The 19,540-nt window shown below is 69.1% G+C and carries 19 protein-coding genes; 12 read left to right on the top strand and 7 right to left on the bottom strand.

Annotation, left to right across the window (positions count from 1 at the left end):
• Nucleotides 1-23 precede the first annotated feature (23 nt).
• On the bottom strand, nucleotides 24-479 hold the full coding sequence (locus ABD357_RS32555; protein WP_344394613.1) for an ATP-binding protein: 456 nt from the start codon (nucleotides 477-479) through the stop codon (nucleotides 24-26).
• Nucleotides 480-703: 224 nt separating this feature from the next.
• Between ABD357_RS32555 and ABD357_RS32550 the strand changes: the two genes are divergently transcribed.
• From ABD357_RS32550 to ABD357_RS32510, 9 genes are all read left to right on the top strand, one after another.
• On the top strand, nucleotides 704-1,528 hold the full coding sequence (locus ABD357_RS32550) for a hypothetical protein (RefSeq protein WP_344394612.1): 825 nt from the start codon (nucleotides 704-706) through the stop codon (nucleotides 1,526-1,528).
• Between the two features lie 120 nt (nucleotides 1,529-1,648).
• On the top strand, nucleotides 1,649-2,392 hold the full coding sequence (locus ABD357_RS32545; protein ID WP_344394611.1) for a YcnI family copper-binding membrane protein: 744 nt from the start codon (nucleotides 1,649-1,651) through the stop codon (nucleotides 2,390-2,392).
• Between the two features lie 93 nt (nucleotides 2,393-2,485).
• Nucleotides 2,486-3,139 (top strand): SCO family protein, encoded by a 654-nt coding sequence (locus ABD357_RS32540; protein WP_344394610.1) that lies wholly within the window; start codon nucleotides 2,486-2,488, stop codon nucleotides 3,137-3,139.
• A complete protein-coding gene (locus tag ABD357_RS32535; protein WP_344394609.1) occupies nucleotides 3,136-3,618 on the top strand; it encodes a copper chaperone PCu(A)C in 483 nt (160 codons plus the stop codon). Before ABD357_RS32540 ends, ABD357_RS32535 begins: the two co-directional genes overlap by 4 nt.
• 14 nt (nucleotides 3,619-3,632) lie before the next feature.
• On the top strand, nucleotides 3,633-5,528 hold the full coding sequence (locus ABD357_RS32530) for a copper resistance CopC/CopD family protein (protein ID WP_344394608.1): 1,896 nt from the start codon (nucleotides 3,633-3,635) through the stop codon (nucleotides 5,526-5,528).
• A gap of 8 nt (nucleotides 5,529-5,536) precedes the next feature.
• Nucleotides 5,537-6,790, top strand: a complete 1,254-nt coding sequence (efeB, locus tag ABD357_RS32525; protein WP_344394607.1) for an iron uptake transporter deferrochelatase/peroxidase subunit — start codon at nucleotides 5,537-5,539, stop codon at nucleotides 6,788-6,790.
• Nucleotides 6,791-6,860: 70 nt separating this feature from the next.
• Nucleotides 6,861-7,793 carry a prephenate dehydratase gene (gene pheA, locus ABD357_RS32520; protein ID WP_344394606.1) on the top strand — a complete coding sequence of 311 codons (933 nt, stop codon included), beginning with the start codon at nucleotides 6,861-6,863 and terminating at the stop codon, nucleotides 7,791-7,793.
• 530 nt (nucleotides 7,794-8,323) lie between these two features.
• Entirely contained in the window at nucleotides 8,324-9,610 is a 1,287-nt protein-coding gene (serS, locus tag ABD357_RS32515) for a serine--tRNA ligase (RefSeq protein ID WP_344394605.1), read from the top strand.
• A complete protein-coding gene (locus ABD357_RS32510) occupies nucleotides 9,607-10,419 on the top strand; it encodes an HAD family hydrolase (RefSeq protein WP_344394604.1) in 813 nt (270 codons plus the stop codon). Before serS ends, ABD357_RS32510 begins: the two co-directional genes overlap by 4 nt.
• Before the next feature lie 341 nt (nucleotides 10,420-10,760).
• Here ABD357_RS32510 and ABD357_RS32505 read toward each other — a convergent pair whose 3' ends face one another.
• The 5 genes from ABD357_RS32505 to ABD357_RS32485 form a co-directional block, all read right to left on the bottom strand.
• Nucleotides 10,761-11,003: an SGM_3592 family protein gene (locus ABD357_RS32505; RefSeq protein WP_344394603.1), complete on the bottom strand. Its 243-nt coding sequence runs from the start codon at nucleotides 11,001-11,003 to the stop codon at nucleotides 10,761-10,763.
• Nucleotides 11,004-11,148: 145 nt separating this feature from the next.
• The gene (locus tag ABD357_RS32500) at nucleotides 11,149-11,868 is read right to left on the bottom strand and encodes an ABC transporter permease subunit (protein WP_344394602.1); all 720 of its coding nucleotides are present in this window, start codon (nucleotides 11,866-11,868) and stop codon (nucleotides 11,149-11,151) included.
• Between the two features lie 9 nt (nucleotides 11,869-11,877).
• Complete coding sequence (locus ABD357_RS32495; RefSeq protein ID WP_344394601.1) at nucleotides 11,878-12,789, bottom strand: ABC transporter ATP-binding protein; 912 nt, start codon at nucleotides 12,787-12,789, stop codon at nucleotides 11,878-11,880.
• Nucleotides 12,786-13,691, bottom strand: coding sequence for an ABC transporter permease (locus tag ABD357_RS32490; protein WP_344394600.1), 906 nt, complete (start codon nucleotides 13,689-13,691; stop codon nucleotides 12,786-12,788). Before ABD357_RS32490 ends, ABD357_RS32495 begins: the two co-directional genes overlap by 4 nt.
• A complete protein-coding gene (locus ABD357_RS32485; protein ID WP_344394708.1) occupies nucleotides 13,681-14,655 on the bottom strand; it encodes an ABC transporter ATP-binding protein in 975 nt (324 codons plus the stop codon). Before ABD357_RS32485 ends, ABD357_RS32490 begins: the two co-directional genes overlap by 11 nt.
• 291 nt (nucleotides 14,656-14,946) lie before the next feature.
• Between ABD357_RS32485 and ABD357_RS32480 the strand changes: the two genes are divergently transcribed.
• From ABD357_RS32480 to ABD357_RS32470, 3 genes are all read left to right on the top strand, one after another.
• Nucleotides 14,947-16,734, top strand: coding sequence for an SDR family oxidoreductase (locus ABD357_RS32480; RefSeq protein ID WP_344394599.1), 1,788 nt, complete (start codon nucleotides 14,947-14,949; stop codon nucleotides 16,732-16,734).
• Nucleotides 16,735-16,945: 211 nt separating this feature from the next.
• The gene (locus tag ABD357_RS32475; RefSeq protein ID WP_344394706.1) at nucleotides 16,946-17,494 is read left to right on the top strand and encodes an RNA 2'-phosphotransferase; all 549 of its coding nucleotides are present in this window, start codon (nucleotides 16,946-16,948) and stop codon (nucleotides 17,492-17,494) included.
• An 89-nt stretch (nucleotides 17,495-17,583) separates the two neighbouring features.
• Entirely contained in the window at nucleotides 17,584-18,450 is an 867-nt protein-coding gene (locus ABD357_RS32470; RefSeq protein WP_344394598.1) for a Cof-type HAD-IIB family hydrolase, read from the top strand.
• Here ABD357_RS32470 and ABD357_RS32465 read toward each other — a convergent pair.
• A complete protein-coding gene (locus ABD357_RS32465; protein WP_344394597.1) occupies nucleotides 18,447-19,496 on the bottom strand; it encodes a M23 family metallopeptidase in 1,050 nt (349 codons plus the stop codon). The genes ABD357_RS32470 and ABD357_RS32465 overlap by 4 nt on opposite strands.
• Between the last annotated feature and the right edge of the window lie 44 nt (nucleotides 19,497-19,540).

Raw genomic sequence — 19,540 nt, 5'->3', positions numbered from 1 at the left:
GCCCCGGCTCACCTTCAGCAGCGCTACACCGCCACCAGCGGCGCGTCCTTCCTCCACTTGAGGATCTTGTCGAAGCTGACCACCGCGCCGCCTCGCCCCGACTTGTTGCCGATCTGGACGTGGTCGGCGAGCTCCTCGATGAGGCACAGACCCCGGCCGTGCTCGGCTTCACTGGGCGCGGGACGGAGGGATGCGCGCCTCCGTCCGGAGGGAAAGCCTGGGCCGGAATCGGCCACTTCGATGCGGCACTTCTCGCCATCGAGATAGGCGGTGACCCGGAAGGCCTCGGCCGACCGCCCTTCGGGGGATTCGCCTCCATGCTCGACGGCATTGGCGCAGGCCTCGCTCAGGGCGACGGACAGGTCGTACGAGATATCCGGATCCACCCCTGCTGTCTCCATCGTGCCCATCAGGAGACGTCGGGCGAGCGGGACGCTCGCGGCTTCGCGCCGGAGATGGAGGGACCACCAGATGCTCATGCTCCAGCCTCCTGGCCGCGGCTCGACATACCGTTACGTATTGCCCCAAGGGGCGGACTGTAAGCGCGATGTTGACGTGATGCCGCCCATACGGCGGATGTTCCGCCGACTGCGATCGGTGTAGATGAGGGCACCTCCCGCCAGAACGTGATCTTCCGGGCCGTACAGAACCTTGCGGACCTGCCGTATGGAGCGGGTGGGCCCAGTGCAATGATGAGCCCGCAATGAGTGCCCCCCGACTACGTGCACGCACCGGAGGTGATCTCCGGGTTCCGAGGGCCGCGATGTTCGCCGCGGTCTGCGTCGTGCTGGCCGGGGCCGGGCACGCGGTCGCCTCCTGCGAGGGCGTTCCGCTGTGGTCGCTGGGGGCCGGATTTCTCGCCGTCTTCGCCGTCGCGGCGCCGCTCGCCGGGCGCGAGCGCTCGCTGCCGAGCATCGCCGCGCTGCTGGCGGTCACCCAGACCGTGCTGCACATCCTCTTCGGGCTCGGGCAACACAGCACGGCTGTGGAGTCCGGGAACATGGACGCCTCGCTCGTGGCGCGGGCCGCGCGACTCGTGTGCGGCACGTTCGTCGCGGCGATCAGCCCGGCGCAGGCCGAGCGGATCCTCACCAACGCGGGAATCGACCCGGGGACAGGTACAGGCGCGGGTGCGAGTACCGGCGCGGGGCACCTGACGCACCACCACTCCGCGGAGGCCGTCACGGCCGCCGGGGACCCCTCGATGTCGGTGCTGCCCTCCCTGCCCATGCTGCTCGGCCACGTTCTCGCGGGCGTCTCCGCCGGGTGGCTGCTGCGCAACGGGGACCTCGCGCTGCAGCGCCTGATGCGGCTTTCGGCGCACGGCGAGGGGCCGGTCCGCGCGCTACGCCGGGCACTCGCGCTCGTACGGGTCCTGCTGGCGGGGCTTCCGGGTACGCCCGAGGCGGCGCCGTGCGCACCACGTGCCACGCAGCTCGGGCCGCCGGTCCCACATACGACCGTTCTTCAGCACTCGGTGATCAGACGCGGGCCGCCGTCGGACGCGGACTTCCTTCTCGCCGCCTGACGCGACGCACCACCACTCCTAGGGGTGCCGTCATGCGGCACGCGCGCGTGCCCGCCTTTTCGCACGCGCAACCCCCGTTCTTTCACCGAACCAGCACTGAAAGTGGAGTACTCCCCGCCCATGAAGGCTTCCCGAATCGCCGCCACCGGTGTCCTCGCCGCCTCGGCCGTCCTCGTCCTGTCTGCCCCTGCCTTTGCGCACGTCAGCGTGACGCCGGAGGGGACCGCCGCCAAGGGCGGATACGCGACGGTCAACTTCAAGGTGCCGAACGAGCGCGACAACGCCTCGACCACCAAGCTCGAAGTGAACTTCCCGACCGAGCACCCGCTCGCCTCGGTCATGCCGGCGCCCGTCGACGGCTGGAAGATCCAGGTCACCAAGTCCAAGCTCGCCAAGCCCGTCGAACTGCACGGCGAGAAGATCGACGAGGCCGTCAGCAAGGTCACCTGGACCACCGACGGCAAGGGCATCGAGCCCGGCTACTTCCAGAAGTTCCCGCTGTCCATCGGTGCGCTGCCCGAGAACACCGACGAGCTGGTGTTCAAGGCGCTTCAGACGTACTCCAACAAGGAGGTCGTGCGCTGGATCGAGGTGCCGCAGGAGGGTCAGGAGGAGCCCGAGTCGCCGGCGCCGGTGCTCGCGCTGTCCGCCGCCGAGGACGGCCACCACGGCTCGGCCGCCTCTGACACCGATTCCGATGACGCCGATGACGCCGAAGCCGCCGCCGAGTCGACCGGGCAGGCCGCCGCCTCCTCCGACACCAGCGACACCACAGCCCGCGTCCTGGGCATCGTGGGCATCGTCGTCGGTGTGGGGGGCGTCGCGTACGGCGTCCTGGCCAGCCGTCGGCGTTCCGACGCCTAAGGACCAACAGCCCTCCGGTGCGTGCCCTCGGGGTCGTACATCGCCGTACGACCCCGGTGTGGGCCGCAGCTCTCACATCTGGGACATTTTCCTATGCGCAAGAAGACGTTCGCCGCCGCCCTGGTCGCCGCGGCCGCACTGACCCTGACCGCCTGCGGCAGCAGCGACAACAGCAGCAGCTCGCCCGTCGCCGAGGTGTCCGCCGAGACCGGCTCGGAGAAGGCCGCGACGGTCCTCGACAAGCCGTTCGAGAAGCCGGACCTCGTCCTCACCGACACCCAGGGCAAGCCGTACGACCTCCGCAAGGAGACCCAGGGGCAGCCGACGCTGATCTACTACGGCTACACCAACTGCCCCGACATCTGCCCGCTGACGATGAACAACATCGCCGTCGCCAAGAAGCAGCTCCCCAAGGCCGAGCAGGACAAGCTCCGCATCGTGTTCGTCACCACCGACCCGGAGCGGGACACACCCTCCGAGCTCGGCAAGTGGCTCAAGGGCATCGACACCGACGTCGTCGGCCTGACCGGCTCCTTCGCCACGATCCAGGGGAGCGCCCGGCAGCTCGGCATCTCCATAGAGCCGCCGACGAAGGACAAGGACGGCAAGGTCACCTCCATGCACGGCACCCAGGTCGTCGTGTTCTCGCCGAAGACCGACGCCGGCTATGTGCTGTACGGGAAGGACGCCACCGTCGACGACTACACCAAGGACCTCCCCAAGCTGATCAAGGGGCAGACACCGTGAGGCGTTCCGTCGCGCCGGCCGTCGTCATGGCGGGCTGTCTGGCCCTTACGGGCTGCGGCGGTTCGGCCGGCGGCGCTGACTCTGCCCCCGACCTGTCGGTACGGTCCGCCTACATGCCGCAGCCGGTCACGGACTCCCTGGCGGCCGGTTACCTGACCGTCGTCAACAACAGTGACAGCTCCGACGACCTCGTCTCTGCCACCAGCGACATCGCCGAGGACGTCAGCGTTCACCAGACGTCCGGTCAGACGATGAAGGCGGCCGGCCCGCTGCAGATCCCCGCCGACGGCCGGCTCGTCCTCGAAAGCGGTGGCAGCCACCTGATGTTCGAGAAGCTGAAGCACAAGCCCAAGGAGGGCGAGACGGTGTCCGTGGAGCTGCGCTTCACCAAGACCGACCCGATCACGGTCGAGATGCCGGTGAAGTCCGCCACGTACCGGCCGACGTCCGCGCAGTCCTCGTCCACGTCGCACCACTGAGGGAGGGACCCACCGTGAGGCAGGCCATCGCTCCCCGCGTACGGATCCTGTTGTTGCTGTTCCTCGCCGTCACCGGCGCGCTGTTCGCCCAGGCCGCCCCTGTCTCGGCCCACGCCGCGCTGACCGGGAGCGACCCGCAGCAGGGAGCGGTGGTCGACGAGGCGCCCACCCAGGTGTCGCTGACCTTCTCCGAGAAGGTCGCGATGTCCGACGGCTCGGTGCGCGTCCTCGACCCGAAGGGCAAGCAGGTCGACACGGGCAAGACCACCGACCTGGGCAGCAACACGTACGCCGTGAATCTGCACGAGGGCCTGCCCGACGGCACGTTCACCGTCACCTACCAGGTGGTGTCGGCGGACAGCCATCCCGTCGCAGGGGCCTTCACTTTCTCCGTGGGTGCGCCCTCCAAGACCACCGTCTCGCTGTCCGACCAGGAGGCGGGCGGCGGAGTCGTGGGCGGGCTCTACGGTTTCGCACGCTATATGTCGTACGCGGGATTCGTACTCTTCGTCGGCGGCGCGGCCTTCGTGCTCGCCTGCTGGCAGCGCGGTGCCGGGGTGCGGCCTATGCAGCGCCTGGTCGTCTCCGGGTGGCTCGCTCTCACCGCGGCCACGCTCGCCATGTTGCTGTTGCGCGGCTCCTACATCGGCTCCGGGAAGGTCGGGGACATCTTCGACCTGAGTCTGCTCAGCCAGGTGCTGCAGACCAAGACGGGCGCGGCGCTGGTCTCGCGGCTGCTGCTGCTCGCCGCGGGCGCGCTGTTCATCGCCGTACTCTTCGGGGCCTTCGAGAAGCGCGAGGACGAGAAGGAGAAGCAGGACCTCACCTTCGGACTGGCCATCGGCGGGTCCGTCGTGGCGGCGGGCCTGGCCGGGACGTGGGCGCTTGCCGAGCATGCCTCGACCGGCATCCAGACCGGGATCGCGATGCCCGTGGACGTCCTGCATCTGCTGGCCGCCGCCGCCTGGCTGGGCGGTCTGTCGGCGCTCCTGGTGGCGCTCTACCGCGCGCCGTCGATCGAGTCGTCCGCCGTACGCCGCTTCTCCGGCGTCGCGTTCGGCAGTGTGGCAGTCCTCGCCGCGACCGGGATCTACCAGTCGTGGCGGCAGCTCGGTTCCTGGTCGGCGCTCACCGGAACGTCGTACGGGCAGCTGCTACTCGTCAAGATCGGGCTGGTGGCCGTGCTCGTCGGCGTCGCGTGGATCTCCCGGCGCTGGACCGCCCGGCTGATTTCGGCTCCTGAAGCCGAGATGGAAACCGAAGACCCCGCAGAACCTCAAGACGCCGAGGAGCGTAGGGACGAGAAGGAACCGGCCGTCGTACACGTGGGCGGCGGTGACAGCAAGCGTGCGGCCCAACTGGCCCGGCAGCGGGCCGCCGTGGCCGCCACGCGTGAGAAGCGGGCCCGCGACGCCGATCCACGTCGCTCGGGCCTGCGCCGCTCGGTGCTCGCCGAGGCGGGTGTCGCCGTGGTCGTGCTCGCCGTGACGACCGTGCTGACGTCCACCGAACCCGGTCGCACGGTCGAGGACGCCAAAGCCGCCACCGCCGCCTCGCAGCCGGAGTCCGCAGCGCTGTCCCTGGAAATGCCGTTCGACACGGGCGGCCAGGACGGCAAGGGCGTCGCACGGCTCGAACTCGACCCGGCTCGCGTCGGCGGCAACGACATGCACGTCTACGTAGAGCGGCCCAACGGCAAGGCCTTCGACATCCCCGAGGTCAAGGTCGCCCTCACCCTCGAGGCGAAGGACATCGGACCCCTGCCCGTGGTCCCCGACCGCATCGCCACCGGACACTGGACGGCGACCGGGGTGCAGATCCCCATGACGGGCAACTGGAACATCGCGGTCACCGTCCGGACCTCCGACATCGACCAGGTGACCGTCGACAAGAACGCGCAGATCGGCTGAACGACACCATGGCTGAACAGTCCACTCCGGAGACCTCCCCCAAAGGGATCATTTCGCGACGGCGGCTGCTCGGTACCGCCGGTGCGACCGGGCTCGCGCTCGGCGCGGCGGGCGGGGCCGCCGGTTACGCCGCGGCACCCTCCGCCGACCAGGCCATGCCCCTCAGTTCGCTCGGCGCGGATGAGGTGATGTTTCACGGGAAACATCAGCCCGGCATCACCACCGCCCTCCAAGCACGCGGCCACCTCGTCGCCTTCGACCTGGCGGCGGGCGCGGGCCGCAAGGAGGCCGCCGCGCTGCTGCGCCGCTGGTCCGCCACGGCCCAGCGGCTGATGACGGGCGAAGCAGCCGACAGCAAGGACACGGATGTCGCTCGCGACGCGGGCCCCTCGTCCCTGACCGTCACCCTCGGTTTCGGGCACAGCTTCTTCGCCCGTACGGGACTCGAGAAGCAGCGCCCCATCGCCCTCGACCCGCTGCCCGACTTCTCCTCGGACCACCTCGACAAGGCGCGCAGCGACGGCGACCTGTGGGTGCAGATCGGCGCGAACGACGCCCTTGTCGCCTTCCACGCTCTGCGCGCGATCCAGAAGGACGCCGGCTCGGCGGCCCGGGTCCGCTGGCAGATGAACGGCTTCAACCGCTCGCCAGGCGCCACCGCGCAGCCGATGACGGCCCGCAACCTGATGGGCCAGATCGACGGCACCCGCAATCCGAAGCCCTCCGAAGCAGACTTCGACCAACGGATCTTCGTACCCGACTCGGGTGAGCCCTCGTGGATGGCCGGGGGCTCCTACGCCGTCGTACGCCGTATCCGCATGCTCCTCGACGACTGGGAGAAGCTCTCGCTCAAGGACCAGGAGGACGTGATCGGGCGACGCAAGTCGGACGGGGCACCGCTGACCGGCGGCACCGAGACCACCGCGCCGAAGCTGGAGAAGACAGACGCCTCCGGCAAGCTCGTCATCCCGATCAACGCACACGCACGCATCACGCGGCCCGATCAGAACGGCGGCGCCGCCATGCTGCGTCGGCCGTTCTCCTTCCACGACGGCTTCGACGCGGACGGCGTACCGGACGCGGGTCTGCTCTTCGTCTGCTGGCAGGCCGACCCCCTGCGCGGCTTCGTACCCGTGCAGCGCAAGCTCGACCGGGGGGACGCCCTGTCGGCCTTCATCCGGCACGAGGCAAGCGGGCTTTTCGCGGTGCCGGGCGGGGCGGCGAAGGGCGAGTACGTGGGGCAACGGTTGCTGGAGGGGTGAGAAAGCCACCTGGGGCCGCCGGGGCAAGAAGCGTGAGCCCTGGCTGCGTACGGCCCATTAGGGTGAAGCCATGCCAGCCAGCTACGCGTATCTCGGCCCCGAGGGCACCTTCACCGAAGTCGCCCTGCGCACACTCCCGGAGACCGCCACCCGGGAACTCGTCCCGATGGTGTCCGTACCCGCCGCGCTCGACGCGGTCCGAGGCGGCGAGGCCGAGGCGGCTTTCGTACCGATCGAGAACTCCGTCGAGGGCGGCATCACCACGACTCTCGACGAACTCGTCGCCGGCGAACCGCTGATGATCTACCGCGAAGTGCTGCTCTCGATCACCTTCGCACTGCTGGTCAGGCCGGGCACGAAGCTCTCGGAGATCAAGACGGTGACCGCCCACCCGGCCGCCCAGCCGCAGGTGCGCATCTGGATGAAGAACAACCTCCCGGACGTGATCTGGGAGTCGGCGGCCTCGAACGCGGACGGCGCGCGCCTGGTGCAGGAGGGACGCTACGACGCGGCCTTCGCAGGCGAGTTCGCGGCCCAGAAGTACGGCCTGGAACCGCTGGAGACCGGGATCCACGACGCGGAGAACGCGCAGACCCGGTTCGTGCTGGTGGGCAAGCCCGCCCGGCCCGCGGCACCAACCGGCGCGGACAAGACGTCCGTGGTCGTCTGGCAGCGCGACGACCACCCGGGCGCCCTGCTCGAACTGCTCCAGGAGTTCGCCGTACGCGGCGTCAACCTGATGCTGCTGCAGTCCCGGCCGACCGGTGAGGGCATCGGCAACTACTGCTTCGCCATCGACGCCGAGGGTCATATCGCGGACCGACGGGTGGGCGAGGCGCTGATGGGCCTCAAGCGGAGGTGTCCGCAGGTGCGTTTCCTCGGGTCCTATCCGCGGGCCGAGGTCGACGCCCAGGACGTACGAGCACCAGGCGCAGGTACCTCCGACGGCGAGTTCGCGGCGGCCTCCGACTGGCTGGCCCGCTGCCAGGACGGCCGGTTCTAGCCCGTCCAAGCCGGTCCTACCAGCCGCTCTTCTTCATCCACAGAAGTTATCCACAGGACCCGTTCTCGACCTGGGGACAAGTCGACAACGGGGCCCGATGCAGTCGACAAATCGCCCTACGACCCCCAACTGGGCCCACGCCACAGCAGGTCGCGCTTCGTCCACCCGTTTCCCTCAGCCCACCCTTCGGAGTGAACTATTTCCACCCGAAAGTGGGCGGAGAGGGGGTCAGGTTCGGGGGTTTTTCGTCCCGGCGTACCGCGTTCGGAACGATCACTTCTGAAGTCCACAGATCTTTCGCACAGCCTGTGGATAACTCTTCGAAGGGTGTGAGTCCCTGTGGACAACTCACTCTCCAAGCCTCTGTTCCCGCAAGGGAATCGTGTCAACTCGCGGTATCCCGACTGCCCTGTTCCGGGGGGTTGAGCCTCTTTTGTTGACAAAGTTGATCAATTCCCGCGTAAGGGGCAACAGCGATAGATCGGAATACCGGGTCGTGGGCCCTAACACCGCACCGGTAGCCTTGAGGGGTGATTGACCTTCGCCTGCTCCGTGAGGACCCCGACCGTGTGCGTGCGTCGCAGCGCGCCCGTGGAGAGGACGTCGCGCTCGTCGACGCCCTGCTCTCCGCCGACGAGCGGCGCAGGTCGTCCGGCGTCCGCTTCGACGAGCTGCGCGCCGAGCAGAAGGCCCTCGGCAAGCTCATCCCCAAGGCTTCCGGCGACGAGAAGTCCGAGCTCCTGAAGAAGGCGGGCCAGCTCGCCGCCGACGTCAAGGCTGCCGATGCCTCGAAGGACGAGGCCGCGGCCGAGGCCCAGGAGCTGCTGCTCCAGCTGAGCAACCTCGTGCACCCCGACGTCCCGGTCGGCGGCGAGGAGGACTTCGTCACGCTGGAGACGCACGGCACGATCCGTGATTTCGCTGCCGAGGGATTCGAGCCGAAGGACCACCTGGAGCTCGGCACGACGCTCGGCGCGATCGACGTCGAGCGCGGCGCCAAGGTCTCCGGCTCGCGCTTCTACTTCCTCACCGGCGTAGGCGCCCTGCTGGAACTCGCGCTGGTCAACGCGGCGATGGCGCAGGCCACGGCCGCCGGCTTCACGCCGATGCTGACTCCTGCGCTGGTCCGCCCGCAGGCCATGGCCGGCACGGGCTTCCTCGGCCAGGCCGCGCAGGACGTGTACCACCTCGACAATGACGACCTGTACCTCGTCGGCACCTCCGAAGTGGCGCTCGCCGCGTACCACATGGAGGAGATCATCGACGGTGACCGCCTCCCGCTGCGCTACGCGGGCTTCTCGCCCTGCTTCCGCCGCGAGGCCGGTTCGCACGGCAAGGACACGCGCGGCATCTTCCGGGTGCACCAGTTCGACAAGGTCGAGATGTTCTCGTACGTCGACCCGACGGACTCGCAGGCCGAGCACCAGCGCCTGCTGGACTGGGAGAAGCAGTGGCTGACCTCGCTGGAGCTGCCGTTCCGGGTGATCGACGTGGCTTCGGCGGACCTGGGGTCCTCTGCGGCCCGTAAGTTCGACTGCGAGGCGTGGGTCCCGACCCAGGGCAAGTACCGCGAGCTGACGTCGACCTCGGACTGTACGGAGTTCCAGTCGCGGCGCTTGGCGATCCGTATGCGTGACGGCAAGACGGTGAAGCCGCTCGCGACGCTGAACGGCACGCTGTGTGCCGTACCGCGCACGATCGTGGCGATCCTGGAGAACCATCAGCAGGCCGACGGCTCCGTACGCGTGCCCGAGGTGCTGCGGCCGTTCCTGGGCGGCCGGGAGATCCTGGAGCCGGTCGCCAAGGCGGCCAAGTGAGCGACTCCGCTCCCGCCTTCCCGTACAAGCTCGTCGCAACCGATCTCGACGGAACGCTGCTGCGCTCCGACGGCACGGTCTCGGAGCGCACACGTGAGGCGCTCGCCGCGGTCACCGCGGCGGGCGCAGCGCACATCATCGTCACCGGGCGGGCGGTGCCCTGGACCCGCCACATCCTCGACGAACTCGGGTACGACGGGATCGCGGTGTGCGCTCAGGGCGCGCAGGTGTACGACGCGGGGGCGCACCGGCTGCTCACCACGCTGACTCTCGACCGGCAGCTGGCCGGCTTGGCGCTCGCCAAGATCGAGGCGGAGGTAGGCGCACTGGCCCTGGCCGCGAGCCGTGACGGCCTCGACGGCGACGTCCTGATCGGCCCCGGCTACCAGGTCCAGGGACTGCTGCAGGCCGTCCCGTTCACCGACCTCGCGGAACTGTGGGCAGAGCCGCTGACGAAGCTGTACATCCAGCACCCGCGTCTGACCGACGACGAACTCGCGGACGCGGCACGTCAGGCGGCGGGCGGTCTGGTGTCCATCACCATGGCGGGCGAGGGCATCGTCGAGATCCTCCCCCTCGGTCTTTCCAAGGCCACGGGCCTCTCGCTCGCGGCTCGCCGTCTGGGCGTCAAAGCGGCCGAGACGATCGCGTTCGGCGACATGCCCAACGACATCCCGATGTTCGGCTGGTCCGCCCACGGCGTGGCCATGGCCAACGCCCATGAGGAGCTCAAGGCGGTGGCCGACGAGATGACCCTGTCCAACGAGGAGGACGGGATCGCGGTGGTGCTGGAGCGGTTGCTGGGTTGAGCGCGCAACGCTGCCGCTGTGACCTGGTGTTGGGCATGTCACAGCGACAGCGTTCCGGCAATGTCGGGAGGGGCGGCCCGCGCGTGATGCGCGCTCGAAGCGGCCGCCCCGGGCAGCTCCCCGTGCGGGGCGCACTCGACGGAGCGGTAGCTACTCCGGAGTACGCCGCAGGCTGCCCTGTCGGGAGCTCGACGGACCGCTGCTGATGGGCATCGTCGCGCTCCTCTCCCAGATTGCGGCGCCGGAGGAACCCGGCGACCTGGACATAACTACTCTGCCCGTATGCCGAGTTGGACGCCACCGAATAAAGTGGGCTCCGGGCGGGGAGGCCCCGGGAGCGGCTACCGGTTGCGGCGCCACTTGCGTCGTCGCGCCTTGCTGAAGAACCAGCCCGCGGGCGGTTCGTCGGACCGCCAGGGTTGCGGTTCGGGGCCTCCATTGCGCCAGCGGGCCGCGAGCATACGGGCGCGCGCCGACGGCTCGGCCGTCTCGGCGGACTGTATGAATTCCTCGTCCAGGACGAGGTCGTCCCAGGTGTCCTCGGACTCCCCCTGACCGTCGCTTCGCGGTGCCTGCCGTGCCATCCCCGTTCCTCCCTGCCGTGCATCCCTTTGGACAAGTGTGCCGTTGCGCGCGTAAAACCGATCTCAAGATCAAAAGAGGCCCCACGCGCGTGCACCCCCAACAGCGAGCACGCGCGCGTGGGGCCGCCCCGACTCCCCGGAGCGCCTACTCCTCGCCGGCAAGCGTCAGCGACCGCAACTTCTGCCCCGCGAACCATGTGGCGGCCACGGTCACCACGATCAGCAGCACCGTGCCCGTCGCCATGCCCACATCGGAGGTGACGAGGTCCCCGCCTGTGACCTCGTGGGCCACGGCGAGCGACCACTGCTGAACGCTGAGCGTGCGCGCACCGGACACCAGGGACCCGAAGAGTGCCTCCCAGACGAGTGCGTAGACGAGCCCGAAGACCACCGCGTGCCGGGTGACCGTGCCGAGCAGCAGGAAGAGCGCGGCGTACGCGATGGAGGCGACCAGTGCGGCCACGGTGTACGCGACGGCGATCTGCTGACCGTTGCCGTTCAGGATCATCCCGGCGAGGAACGTCGGGATCGCGGAGAACGCCATGGTCACGGCGATCGCGACGATCAGCTTGGTGAAGATGATCGTGGGCCGCTTGATCGGCTTGGCGAGCAGGTACACCACCGAGCCGTCGTCGATCTCCGGCCCGATCGCGCCCGTACCGGCGATGACGCCGATGATGGGCACCATCGTGGCGAGCGCGAACCCGCCCAGGAGGTCGGCGGCCACCTGGTCGTCGGTGCCGGTGAAGGCACGGACCGCCACGGAGATCACGATCAGCAGCAAGGGCAGCGCGCCCAGGATGAGGGCCCGGCGGCGGCCGAGCAGGGCCCGGTAGGTGAGCCGGGCGACTGTGGGGTCGTACATCTTGGCCTCCTACGCCGCGACGAGATACGAGAAGACGGACTCGAGGGACTCGTCCGAGGGCGAGACCGCCAGCAGGCGGATGCCGTGATCCCTGGCCACCCGCGGCAGCAGTGCCGTGAAGCGCCCGAAGTCGACCGCCTGGATGCGCAACGCGCCCTCCTGGAGGTCCACTTCGATGCCGGAGGTCGACGGGTCGGCGATGAGCGCGGCCGCGAGCGCGCGGTCGTCGCTGGAGCGCACGAGGTAGCGGTGCGGGCGGTCGGTCATCAGGCGCCGGATGCGCCGGAAGTCGCCGCTCGCGGCGTGCCGTCCGGCGACGATCACCTCGATGTGCGAGGCGAGTTGCTCGACCTCTTCGAGGATGTGCGACGAGAACAGCACCGTACGGCCCTCGTCGCCCATGCGGCGGAGCAGATCCATCAGCTGCATGCGCTGCCGTGGGTCCATGCCGTTGAAGGGCTCGTCGAGCAGCAGCAGGGACGGCCCGTGGACGAGCGCGGAGGCCATTTTCACGCGCTGCCGCATGCCCTTGGAGTACGTCGAGATCTTCCGGTCCTGCGCGTACTCCATCTCGACCGTGGCGAGGGCCTTCTGCGCGGCCTTCTTACCGAGGCCGTGCAACTCGGCGTTCGCGACGACGAATTCACGGCCGGTGAGGAAGTCGTACATCGCCTCGCGCTCCGGGACGATGCCGATCTTCTTGTAGATCTGTTCGTTGCGCCAGGTCGGCTCGCCGTCGAGTGTGACGGAGCCCGTGGAGGGGGCGAGGAAGCCGGCCATCATGTTGATGAGGGTGGACTTTCCAGCGCCGTTCGGGCCGAGCAGGCCGGTGACTCCCGGACCGACCGTCATCGTGATGTCGTTGACGGCCACCACGTTGCCGAACCAGCGCGATACGTGGTCGATGTTGAGCGTGGTCACAGTCCGACCTTTCGGTAGCGGCGCATCAGGAGGCCGTAGCAGCCCGCGATGAGGCCCAGGACGACAAGGAGGTAGACGACACCCTCACCGTTCGACGGGCCCACTTCTCCGGGGAAGGAGGACGAGGCGCCGAGGAAGGCTGTCTGTACTCCGTCGATGAGCGTGATGGGCGAGAAGAGACCGAGCCAGGCGATCGCGTCGGTGCTGTTCTGTTCGTACGCGATGGCCTGGACGGTGGACACCGCCCCGTAGGAGATGGTCAGCGTGGCGATGACGGCCGCGATGCCGAAGCCGCGGCGCGGGGTGACCGCCGAGATGACCAGGCCGATGCCGGCGAAGAGCAGTGAAAGCAGTGCCACGGAGACGAGCCCTTGTGCGAAACCCTTGGTCTGGTCGGTGAAGTCAAGTTTGGCCAGTAGTGCGCCCGCATAGAGCACGACCAGGGGTGCGGCGGTGAGAATGAACATCGCCGAGGCCAGCGCCGCGTACTTGGCGCGCACGTAGTCGGCGGTCTCGATGGGGCGCGAGAAGTACAGCGGTACGGTCTTGAAGCGCAGGTCGCGCGAGACGGACTGCGGTGCCTGCGAGGCCACGTACAGGCCGATGACCGCCTGCAGGAAGATCGCGTAACGCGTGTAGTCGACCGGCAGGTCCTTCGCCGTGGTGGCGACCGCGACGGCCACCATGATGGCCGCGGGCACGCACATCACCACGAAGAGCAGCATCGGCAGCACCTTGGACTTCACCGAGCGGCCGAGGCCGTACGAGCCGCGCAGGGACTGCGAGTAGAGCGAGCGGCGGGCGTAGGCGCGGCCCAGGCGTGGGCCGTCGTAGTTGCGGTAGCCGATGTTGTGGATCCGGGTCTGCTCACCGGCCCGGGCCGGGGTCTGCTCAACCGCCATGGCCGACCGCCTCCTTCCGCTCTTCGTCCCGCGCGTCGTCGGCGTCCTTGAAGACTTCCGAGATGTGGTGCCTGCGCTGTTCCATACGGACCAGGCCGAGGCCGAGGTCGGCGACGATGTCGCGTACGAGGTCGTACGTCTCTTCGCCGTCCGCCGTGAGGAGCAGGATGTGACCGGCGCCCGGCAGTCCGCTGCCGTCGTGGGTGTCGATCCCGCGCGCGTGCAGCACCTCGCGCACCGCGCGGGTGCCGTCCGGGTGTTCGTCGGTGTCGGTGACCTCGATCGCGAGGGTCGTCGTGGTCTGGGTGAAGTCCGTGGTGGAGCTGGACCGCAGGAGCTTGCCGCCGTCGATGACGACGACGTGGTCGCAGGTGCGCTCCAGCTCGCCCAGCAGGTGCGAGGTGACCAGGACCGAGATGCCGAAGTCGGTGTGGATACGGCGGATCAGGCCCAGCATCTCGTCGCGGCCGACCGGGTCGAGGCCGTTGGTCGGCTCGTCGAGGAAGACCAACTGGGGGTCGTGGACGAGGGCCTGCGCGAGCTTCACGCGCTGCTTCATGCCGGTCGAGTAGCCGCCGATGGGGCGGTAGCGCTCCTCGTAGAGACCGACGTGGCGCAGCGTGTCCGCGGTGCGCTCGCGGGCCGCCGCCGGGGGCAGACCGGACATGCGCGCCATGTGGACGACGAACTCGGTGGCGGACACATCGGGCGGCAAACAGTCGTGCTCGGGCATGTACCCGACCCGCTCGCGGATGTCACCGCCCTTGGTGGCGACATCGAGGCCGAGCACTTCGGCGCGGCCCTCGGTGGCGGGGGACAGACCCAGCAGGATCTTGATCAGTGTGGACTTGCCGGCTCCGTTGGCTCCGACGAGTCCCGTCACACCGGGCCCGACGTCCACGGAGAGCCGGTCAAGCGCGGTTACCCTCGGGAACCGCTTGCTCAGGCTTTCGGTCGCGATCACAGTCACGATTCGAAGGTAGTGGCGCAGGCCACAGGAGTACGTCACCCCAGGGAGCTGTATCGGTGTCACTCTCCGGTATTACGGGCCCGTAAGGGTCCCCCTGAGGTCGAACAACGGGCGGCAGTTGTCCACACCCGGCTGGTTATCCACATCGGGCGAGTTGTCCACAGGCCCCGCACCTGCCCGTTGACGCGGCTTCCAACAATTGGAACATTCGACAGCGCCCGGCACGCGATCGTTGACGGGCCTGGCCGGCATGCGTAACGGGGGCGCGTGAGCAAGCGAGACCGTATGAGCAAAGGGGATCGCGTGACAGGCGAAGGTCTGCTCAAGGGCGCGCGCGAGCGCTGGGTACGGACGGGCGGGGTCGAGTTGTGCGTCGCCGAACTGGGGGACCCCTCGCAGCCGACCGTCCTGCTCGTCCACGGCTATCCGGACACGAAGGAGGTGTGGTCCGAGGTCGCTCCACGCCTCGCCGAGCGCGGATTCCACGTGGTGCTGTACGACGTACGGGGCCACGGCAGGTCGACCGCGCCGCAACCGCTGCGCGGCGGGTTCACTCTGGAGAAGCTGACGGATGACTTCCTGGCGGTCGCAGACGCGGTCAGCCCTGACCGGCCGGTGCATCTGGTCGGGCATGACTGGGGCTCGGGCCAGGGCTGGGAATTCGTCACGGTGGGGCGCACCGAAGGGAGGATCGCCTCCTTCACGTCGATGTCCGGGCCTTCCGTGGACCACTTCGGGCACTGGATCAAGAAGCGCAGGATCCGCCCGACCCCGCGCAGGCTCGCTCAACTCCTCGGCCAGGTAGCCAAGTCCTGGTACATCTACGCCCTGCACATCCCCGTCCTGCCCGAACTCGTCTGCCGTGGCCCGCTCGGCAAGCAGTGGCCGAAGATCCTTCGGCGGATCGAGAAGATCCCCACGGACGAGTACCCGACCGCCTCGCTGCCCTCGGACGCGGCACACGGCGTATGGCTGTACCGGGACAACATCCGGCCGCGGCTGCGCAATCCGCGCCCGGACGCGTACGCACACGCGCCCGTGCAGCTCATCACCCCCCTGGACGATGCCTTCCTGTCCGAGCGGCTCTACGACGACCTGGAGCAATGGGCCCCGCGACTGGTCCGCCGCACGCTCCCGGCCAAGCACTGGATCCCGCGCACCCGGCCGGATCAACTGGCCGCCTGGATCACCGAGTTCGTGACCTCGACCGAGAGTGGAAGGCCCGCACCGGTGGCGACCGGCAAGTACGCGGACCGCTTCGGCGGGCAGCTCGTGCTCGTCACCGGGGCGGGCAGCGGCATCGGGCGGGCCACCGCCCTGGCCTTCGCCGAGGCCGGCGCACGCGTGGTGGCCGTCGACCGGGACGCACAGAGCGTGGCACGCACTGCGGAGCTGTCCCGTCAGAGCGGGGCGCCCGATGCATGGGCCGAGACGATCGACGTCGGTGACGAACAGGCCATGGAGAAGATCGCCGACAAGGTCGCCGCCGAGTACGGAGTGGTCGACGTACTGGTGAACAACGCCGGGATCGGACTCTCCGGCTCCTTCTTCGACACCACGACGGAGGACTGGAAGAAGGTCCTCGATGTCAACCTGTGGGGTGTGATCCACGGCTGCCGGCTCTTCGGCAGGCAGATGGTCGAGCGCGGACAGGGGGGCCATATCGTCAACACCGCGTCTGCGGCGGCATATCTGCCCTCGAAGGCGTTGCCCGCCTACAGCACCTCCAAGGCGGCGGTGCTGATGCTCAGCGAATGCCTGCGCGCGGAGCTGGCGGGCCAGGGCATCGGCGTCTCGGCGATCTGCCCCGGCTTCATCAACACCAACATCACCTCAACCGCGCACTTCGCGGGCGTCGACGCCGAGGAGGAAAAGCAGCTCCGGAAGAAGACCGCGCGGCTGTACGGGCTGCGCAATTACCCACCCGAGAAGGTCGCCGACGCCGTCCTGCGCGCGGTGGTCCGCAACCAGCCCGTGGTGCCTGTGACCCCCGAGGCCCGTGGGGCCCGCCTCATGGCCCGGTTCACACCCAGGATGCTGCGCGCGATCGGACGGGTCGAGCCACCGCTGTGAGAACGCGGCTGAGGAAAACACCGGAAGTAGCGGAACGTTATCCACAGCTACCGTCAACTTGCCCTGTGGATAACGCACTTGTCTGTGGATCAAACCTCCACACACAAATAAAATGCGTGATCAGCGTCTCGCCAGGCACTCTGGCGTCATGAACGAATCCGAAACCGATGCCGAGATCGATGAGGAGACCCATTCCGCGACCGACTCCAAGATCGGTGCACGCCGCACCGTGAAGGTGTCGAAGTACCTCTCGAAACATCTGCGGCATCAGCCCGAGCAGATCGGGCTGACGCTCGATGAAGGCGGCTGGGTCGAGATCGAGACGCTGATGGCCGCGGCGGCAGCTCACGGCTTCAGGTTCACGCGGGCCGAGCTCGACCAGGTGGTGGCCACCAACGACAAGCGGCGCTTTGCGATCGAGGGCACCCGGATCCGCGCCAGCCAGGGCCATTCCGTCGAGGTGGACCTCGGTCTGGCCCCGGCGACGCCGCCCGCGTACCTCTACCACGGGACCGTCGCCCGCAGCCTGGACGCGATCCGCGCCGAGGGCCTCCGGCCCATGAACCGCCACGATGTGCACCTCTCAGCGGACCGCGAGACCGCGACCCGCGTCGGTGCCCGCCGCGGCCGTCCCGTCGTGCTCGCTGTGGACGCCGCCGCCATGCACCGCGACGGCCACGTATTCCGGGTCAGCGCCAACGGCGTATGGCTCACGACCGCCGTGCCCCCGCGCTACCTGCGGGTTCCCGAGCCGCACTGACCTGCCGCCTCGGCGGACCCCGGGCCGGCGTGGGCCCGTATGTGCGGGCCGTCGCAAGGTCGTGCGGGCATCTGCGGGACAATGGCGGCGTGACCTCAGCGACCCGCCGGCCCCAGACTCCGGCCTCCACCGTTCCGCCCCGGCTGATCGCAACGGATCTGGACGGCACCCTGCTGCGCGACGACCATTCCGTCTCGCAGCGCACGGTCACCGCTCTGGCCGCCGCAGAGGAGGCCGGCATCGAGGTCTTCTTCGTGACCGGCCGCCCGGCACGCTGGATGGATGTCGTCAGCGATCATGTCCACGGCCACGGCCTTGCCATCTGCGGGAACGGCGCCGCCGTGGTCGACCTGCATGGCGGCGCCGGCAACCACCGTTTCGTCAAGGTCCGGGAGTTGGCACGGGAGAACGCGCTCGATGCCGTGCGGCTGCTCCGCGAGGCCGCGCCGGGGACCGTGTTCGCCATTGAGCAGACGTACGGCTTCTACCAGGAGCCGTCGTACCCGAAGATGCACATGGAGATCCCGGACACCCTCGCGCCCGCCGAGAAACTCCTGGCGCCGGACGGTCCCGGTGCCGACGAGCCGGTGCTCAAGATTCTCGCGTTCCACCACGAGATCGACCCGGACGACTTCCTGATGACCGCCCGCCTGGCCATCGGCGACCGCGCGGGCGTGACCCGCTCCAGCCCCAGCGCACTGCTGGAGATCAGCGGCCCCGGCGTCTCCAAGGCCAGCACCCTCGCGCTGTGCTGCGCCGAGCGCGGCATCTCGCACGAGGAGGTCGTCGCCTTCGGGGACATGCCGAACGACGTGGAAATGCTCACCTGGGCAGGCACGTCGTACGCGATGGGCAACGCGCACCCCGACGTGATCGCCGCGGCCTCGGGACGAACGGTCGCCAACAACGAGGACGGTGTGGCGGTCGTGATCGAGCGGATGCTGGCTCTCTCCTAGTAGAGCTGCACCCCGCGCTCGTCCAGCCACCCCATCGGATCGACGCCCGAGCCGTGATAGGGCGTCAGGCGTACCTCGAAGTGCAGATGCGGTCCAGTCGAGTTGCCGCTCGTGCCCGACTGGCCGACCCACTGCCCGGCCGCCACCCGCTCCCCCTGATCGACAGCGACCGTCGCGAGATGCGCGTACTGCGTGTAGTAGCCCCCGAGGTGCCGCACAACGACCTCGATACCGAACGGACCGCCGCACGCCACCTTGACCACGCGCCCCTCGCCCACTGAGCGCACCGGCGTGCCGATGTCCACCGCGAAGTCCTGCCCCGTGTGCCGGCTCGCCCAGCGCTCACCACCGCTCCCGAAGCCCGCGGAGAGTTCGTACGTCTCCAATGGCGCGACCCACGCCGCCGAGGAGCCTGGCTCCGGCTGGTCGAGCCGGACCGCTGCCCGGCACGCACCCGCCGCGACCGAGGCGTCCGCCTGCCCCTGAAGCGTCGACTGCGCCGCTTCGAGCCTCTGCTCGATCCCCTGCTTCATCTCGGCGAGTCGGGCATTGCGCCGTTCCAGCGCCTGCCAGGCCTTCGCGGCCTTCGCCTCGTCGGCGGCGAGCCGTGCCTCGGCGCGGCGGCTCTTGGTGACGGCGTTGTTGACCGCCAGGTCGGCCTGCCACACGGCACGCTGACCGCGCATCAACTCGTCGGGGCTGTCCGCGAGCAGCAACTGCGCGGTGTGCGGAAGCCCCCCACCACTGCGGTACTGGGCGCGCGCGATCCGGCCGAGGTCGCCGTGCAGTGCGGCGATGTTCCGCCGCTCCCGCGTGAGAAGCCGCTCCAGCCGCTGTGCCCGGGCCCGCTGCACCTCTGCCTCCCCGCGCCCTTCCTCGTATCGCTGCGTCGCGGCGGAAGCTTCTTCGAAGAGCCGCACCACCTCGGTGCTCAGGCCACCGGGATCGCCCGCGTCCCCCTTGGCCGCCGTGGGACCTGCCGCCAGAAGGGCCAGCGCGCACAGCAGCGCCGGTACGAGCAGGGGATGGCGTCGAAGTGGGCGCATACAACGGATCGTGTCCCGCGCCTGGGCCGCGGTCCTGTTCAAGT

The organism is Streptomyces vastus, assembly GCF_039532825.1.
In the GTDB taxonomy this organism is placed as follows: Bacteria; Actinomycetota; Actinomycetes; order Streptomycetales; family Streptomycetaceae; genus Streptomyces; species Streptomyces vastus.
The sequence above is the reverse complement of the archived record's forward strand: the minus strand, read 5'-3'. Positions and strand labels throughout refer to the sequence as shown.

What these genes read in the sequence shown, in the direction of transcription:
- ABD357_RS32545 (WP_344394611.1), top strand. Translation starts at nt 1,649, where the DNA reads ATGAAGGCTTCCCGAATCGCCGCCACCGGTGTCCTCGCCGCCTCGGCC.
- ABD357_RS32505 (WP_344394603.1), bottom strand. Translation starts at nt 11,003, where the DNA reads ATGGCACGGCAGGCACCGCGAAGCGACGGTCAGGGGGAGTCCGAGGAC.
- ABD357_RS32490 (WP_344394600.1), bottom strand. Translation starts at nt 13,691, where the DNA reads ATGGCGGTTGAGCAGACCCCGGCCCGGGCCGGTGAGCAGACCCGGATC.
- efeB (WP_344394607.1), top strand. Translation starts at nt 5,537, where the DNA reads ATGGCTGAACAGTCCACTCCGGAGACCTCCCCCAAAGGGATCATTTCG.
- pheA (WP_344394606.1), top strand. Translation starts at nt 6,861, where the DNA reads ATGCCAGCCAGCTACGCGTATCTCGGCCCCGAGGGCACCTTCACCGAA.
- ABD357_RS32480 (WP_344394599.1), top strand. Translation starts at nt 14,947, where the DNA reads ATGAGCAAAGGGGATCGCGTGACAGGCGAAGGTCTGCTCAAGGGCGCG.
- ABD357_RS32540 (WP_344394610.1), top strand. Translation starts at nt 2,486, where the DNA reads ATGCGCAAGAAGACGTTCGCCGCCGCCCTGGTCGCCGCGGCCGCACTG.
- ABD357_RS32550 (WP_344394612.1), top strand. Translation starts at nt 704, where the DNA reads ATGAGTGCCCCCCGACTACGTGCACGCACCGGAGGTGATCTCCGGGTT.
- ABD357_RS32555 (WP_344394613.1), bottom strand. Translation starts at nt 479, where the DNA reads ATGAGCATCTGGTGGTCCCTCCATCTCCGGCGCGAAGCCGCGAGCGTC.
- ABD357_RS32465 (WP_344394597.1), bottom strand. Translation starts at nt 19,496, where the DNA reads ATGCGCCCACTTCGACGCCATCCCCTGCTCGTACCGGCGCTGCTGTGC.
- ABD357_RS32500 (WP_344394602.1), bottom strand. Translation starts at nt 11,868, where the DNA reads ATGTACGACCCCACAGTCGCCCGGCTCACCTACCGGGCCCTGCTCGGC.